Origin of the sequence: Brevibacterium sp., assembly GCF_022712115.1 — a bacterium.
GTDB classification, from domain to species: Bacteria; Actinomycetota; Actinomycetes; order Actinomycetales; family Brevibacteriaceae; genus Brevibacterium; species Brevibacterium salitolerans.
On record NZ_JALAHB010000244.1, the window covers coordinates 1 to 3,930 of the forward strand.

Genomic DNA, 3,930 nt, shown 5'->3' on the forward strand with positions numbered 1-3,930 from the left:
GGGGCGGAGGCATCTGCAGGGGAGGAGCCTGCCTCAGACGAGGATGCCGGCCCGCTCGTCGTGCACGTGGTGGGCGCCGTGGAGCGCGAAGGCGTGGTCGAGCTGCCGGCGGGCGCACGGATCGCGGACGCGCTCGAAGCTGCCGGCGGAACCGATCCGTCCGCGCAGGCCTCGGCGCTCAACCTCGCCCGCCCCCTCGCGGACGGCGAGCAGGTGTACGTGCCCACCGCCGCCGAGGTGGAGTCCGGGGAGTTCGCGTCGCCGCCGGACGGCAGCGGTGCGGGCCAGGCGGCAGGCGAAGCGGGTGCGGCGAGCGAAGCGGGCGGAGGCGCCGGCGCGGCGGACGGAGGCACCGCACTCATCGACCTCAACACCGCGGACGGCGCGGCGCTGGAGACCCTGCCCGGGGTCGGTCCGGTGACGGCGCAGGCGATCCTCGACCACAGGGAGGAGACCGGCGGCTTCTCCTCGGTGGAGGAGCTGCTCGAGGTGCCCGGCATCGGGGAGGCCACCCTCGGGAGGCTCCGTGACCTCGTCACGGTGTGAGCATGTGCGGCGGGAGGTGCGGCAGCGGACGTCGGAGCTGCTGCGAGGGGCGGGAACGCGCCTCGTCCATCGTGTGGGCACCTGCCGCACGGCCGCGGCCGCCGCCGGGGCGTGGCTGGGCGCCGGCACCGGGGGAGTGCCTGCCGTGCTCGCGGTCTGCGCGCTTCTCCTGGCGCTCGGGGTCCTCCTGCTGCTCGCCCGGCCGGGGCGGCGCAGGGTGGATGCGCTGCGGACCGTCGCGGGCGGTCTGGCCTTCTCCGCCGGACTCACGGGTGTGCTGGCCGGAGCCCATGCGCACGGACAGGGCAGGGCGCCGCAGCCGGAGTCCGTCCGGGCGAGCGTCGTCAGCGAGTCCCATGAGACCGCCTCGGGCCGCTACCGCGCGCTCGCCACGGGGGAGTTCGGGAGGGCGACGCTCATCGCGGACGAGCCGCTGCCGCCTGCCGGGACACTGGTCGAGGCACGCCTCGACTGGTGGGACGAGGGTCTCGCGGGCGTGGAGGAGGCGACGGCGGTGCGCGCGCCGGGGGCGGTGTGGCGTGCTCGCGCGGACGTGCGAGCGGGGCTGGCCCGGGCCTCGGTGGGAGGGCATGAGGGCGCGGAGCTGCTGCCGGGACTGGTGATCGGAGACACCGCGCGGGTCTCGGCCGAGCTCGAGGAGGCGATGCGGACCGTCTCGCTCACACACGTGACCGCTGTCTCAGGTGCGAACATCCTCATCGTCGCCGGGGTGGTGCTCCTCGTCATGTCCCGTCTCTGCCGGCCCTGGTGGGCGCGCCTGCTGCCGGCGGCCTGCGTGACGGCGGGATACGTGTTCGTGGTGGGACCGGAGCCCAGCGTCACCCGTGCCACCGCGATGGCCGCACTCACCGCGATCGGTCTCCTGCGGCCGGTGGGCACGCCCACCGTGGCGGTGCTCGCCTCCGCGGTGTCGGTGCTCCTCGTGTGGCAGCCGCAGCTGGCCGGCGAGATCGGCTTCGCACTGTCCGTGGCCGCGACCGCCGGGATCCTGCTGGTGGCTCCTCCGCTCACCCAGCTCCTCGTCGATCGCCGGGTCCCCGGCTGGGCGGCCGCGGCGATCGCCGTGCCGGCGGCGGCGCAGCTCGCCTGCACCCCGCTGCTCATCGTGCTCGCCCCTCAGCTGAGTCCGTGGTCGGTTCCCGCCAATCTCGCCGCCGGACCGGCCGTCGCTCCCGCCACCGTGCTGGGCCTGCTCGCGATGGCGCTCGAGGCGGCGGGGGCGTCGTGGCCCGCACGGCTCTTCGGGGGACTGGGCGCATTCTGCGCCTGGTGGATCACCGGAGTGGCACATGTGTGCGCGGCGCTGCCGGCTGCGGCCCTCCGCTGGCCCGAGGCGCCCGGAGGCGTGGTGCTCGCCTGCGTCATGGCGGCCTTCGTGTGCGCTGCGGTGCTGCTCCGCGGTCGGTCCAGAGCAGCGGCCGCCGTCCTCGCCTTCGCAGTGGCCGTGGGCGGCAGCCTCGTACCGGTCCTCGGACAGCCGGGACGCGGCGAGTGGTCCGTGCTCGTCTGCGATGTGGGGCAGGGCAGCGCCGTGCTCCTGCGCGCACAGGAAGAGTCCGGTGACCATGCTCTGCTCGTGGACACGGGCGACGACGCCGAAGCCCTGCACCGCTGCCTGGAAGGTTCGGGCGTCCGGCGCCTGACCCTCGCGGTCTCCCACTTCGACCGCGATCACGTGGGAGCCCTCGATGCTGCCGTGGAGGCCGCCGAGGTCCATGCGCTCATCGTCCCGCGCGCGCTCGCCCACACCCCGGAGGCCGAGGACGCGCGTGCACTCACAGGGTTGAGCGGCATCCCGGCTGCCCGCGGAGAGGCGCTCCCGCCGGAGGCGCTGCCTCCCGGGGTGCGGGTGCGCGTCCTGTGGCCGCCGCCGCGGGCCGGCTCCAGCGCGGACGGCAACGGGCATTCGCTGGTGCTCCTGGCGGAGGCCGACGGGATCACGGTGCTGCTGCCGGGGGACATCGGGCGGACGCAGTCGCTCGTCCTCGCCTCGGTGCTCGCGCAGGAGCCGCCCGTCGATCTCATGCTCGCGCCGCATCACGGCAGCGGGGACATGGCTCCCGCGCTGCACCGCGCGGCGCGGCCTCGGGTGGGGGCGGTTTCCGTCGGCGCGGACAATTCATACGGGCATCCCACGCCTTCTGCACTCGCCGCCTTCGGGGGTGCCGAGGTGCTGCGGACGGATGCGTGCGGCACGCTGGCGGTGACCGCGGGTGGTGCCGTGCGGGCGGAGGATCCGGACTGCGGCCGTGCCCGCGCAGGCGGATAGAGTTGCGCACATGGCGGCAGCGAAGAAGAAGACGGTCCCCTGGCACAGGGCGGCACCGGCACCTCTCGTCCTCATCTCCGGCGGTGAGGACGTGCTCATCCGCAACGCCCGCACGCGCATCGTCGCCGCAGTGAGGAAGAAGCATGCGGACATCGAGCCGGTGCGTCTGTCCGCATCCTCCTATGAGCCGGGCTCCCTGCCGGGAGCGGCGGCACCCTCCCTCTTCAGCTCCCACGGTCTGGTGCTCGTGAGCGATCTGCAGGCGATGACGGACGAGTTCCTCCGCGATTCCCTCGCATACGTGCAGGACCCCAATCCGGACGTCGTCGTGGTGATGGAGCACAAGGGCGGCAACCGGGGTGCGCGGCTGCTCAAGGCACTGGCGGCGGCAGAGGTGCCCACCGTGGACGCCGCGGTGCTCAAGAGCGAGGCCGACAGGCAGAAGTACGCGCAGGATGCGTTCTCCCGCGCCAAGCGGGAGATCACGGCAGACGGCCTCACGGCGCTCATGGGCGCGCTGGGTTCCGATCTCTCGGAGCTGGATGCGGGAGTGCGGCAGCTGCTCGCGGACACGGAGGGCCCGGTCGATGCGGCCGCGGTGGACCGCTACTACGGCGGTCGCATCGAGGCGACCGGGTTCAAGGTCGCGGATGCCGCGGCCGCCGGCCGGGCGGGGGAGGCGCTGGCGCTCCTGCGCCATGCGCTGGCCACCGGAGCGGATCCGGTGCCAGTGGTGGCGACGCTGGCCATGAAGCTGCGCGGTCTGGCGAAGGTGCAGGGACTGCCGGGCTCCTCGCAGTCGCTGGCGGCGGAGCTGGGCATGGCGCCGTGGCAGGTGGACCGGGCCAAGCGTGAGGTGCGAGGGTGGAACGAAGTCGCGCTGGGACGGGCTCTGCTGGCCGCGGCGGAGGCGGATGAGGCCGTGAAGGGCGGCGGCCGTGACCCGGAGTACGCGGTCGAGCGTCTCGTTGCCGTGGTGGCAGAGCAGTCCCGCGTGCGCTGAGCAGCCCTGCAATGTGGTGAGCGGCCCCGCCTGTGCTTGAGCGGTGTTCTTTCCTGGGCCCGGTTCTTCGTGGGCCTGGTTCTTCTTGGAC

Annotated in this window: 3 protein-coding genes; all 3 read left to right on the forward strand. The window is 74.0% G+C overall.

The features are described 5' to 3' along the window. The coding region (locus Q0A33_RS14545) for a ComEA family DNA-binding protein (protein ID WP_363316625.1) at positions 1–546 on the forward strand (546 nt) is incomplete at its 5' end. Next, positions 527–2,836 carry a ComEC/Rec2 family competence protein gene (locus Q0A33_RS14550; RefSeq protein ID WP_291798357.1) on the forward strand — a complete coding sequence of 770 codons (2,310 nt, stop codon included), beginning with the start codon at positions 527–529 and terminating at the stop codon, positions 2,834–2,836. The genes Q0A33_RS14545 and Q0A33_RS14550, both read left to right, overlap by 20 nt. A 10-nt stretch (positions 2,837–2,846) precedes the next feature. After that, the gene (holA, locus tag Q0A33_RS14555) at positions 2,847–3,839 is read left to right on the forward strand and encodes a DNA polymerase III subunit delta (protein WP_291798358.1); all 993 of its coding nucleotides are present in this window, start codon (positions 2,847–2,849) and stop codon (positions 3,837–3,839) included. Positions 3,840–3,930 lie beyond the last annotated feature (91 nt).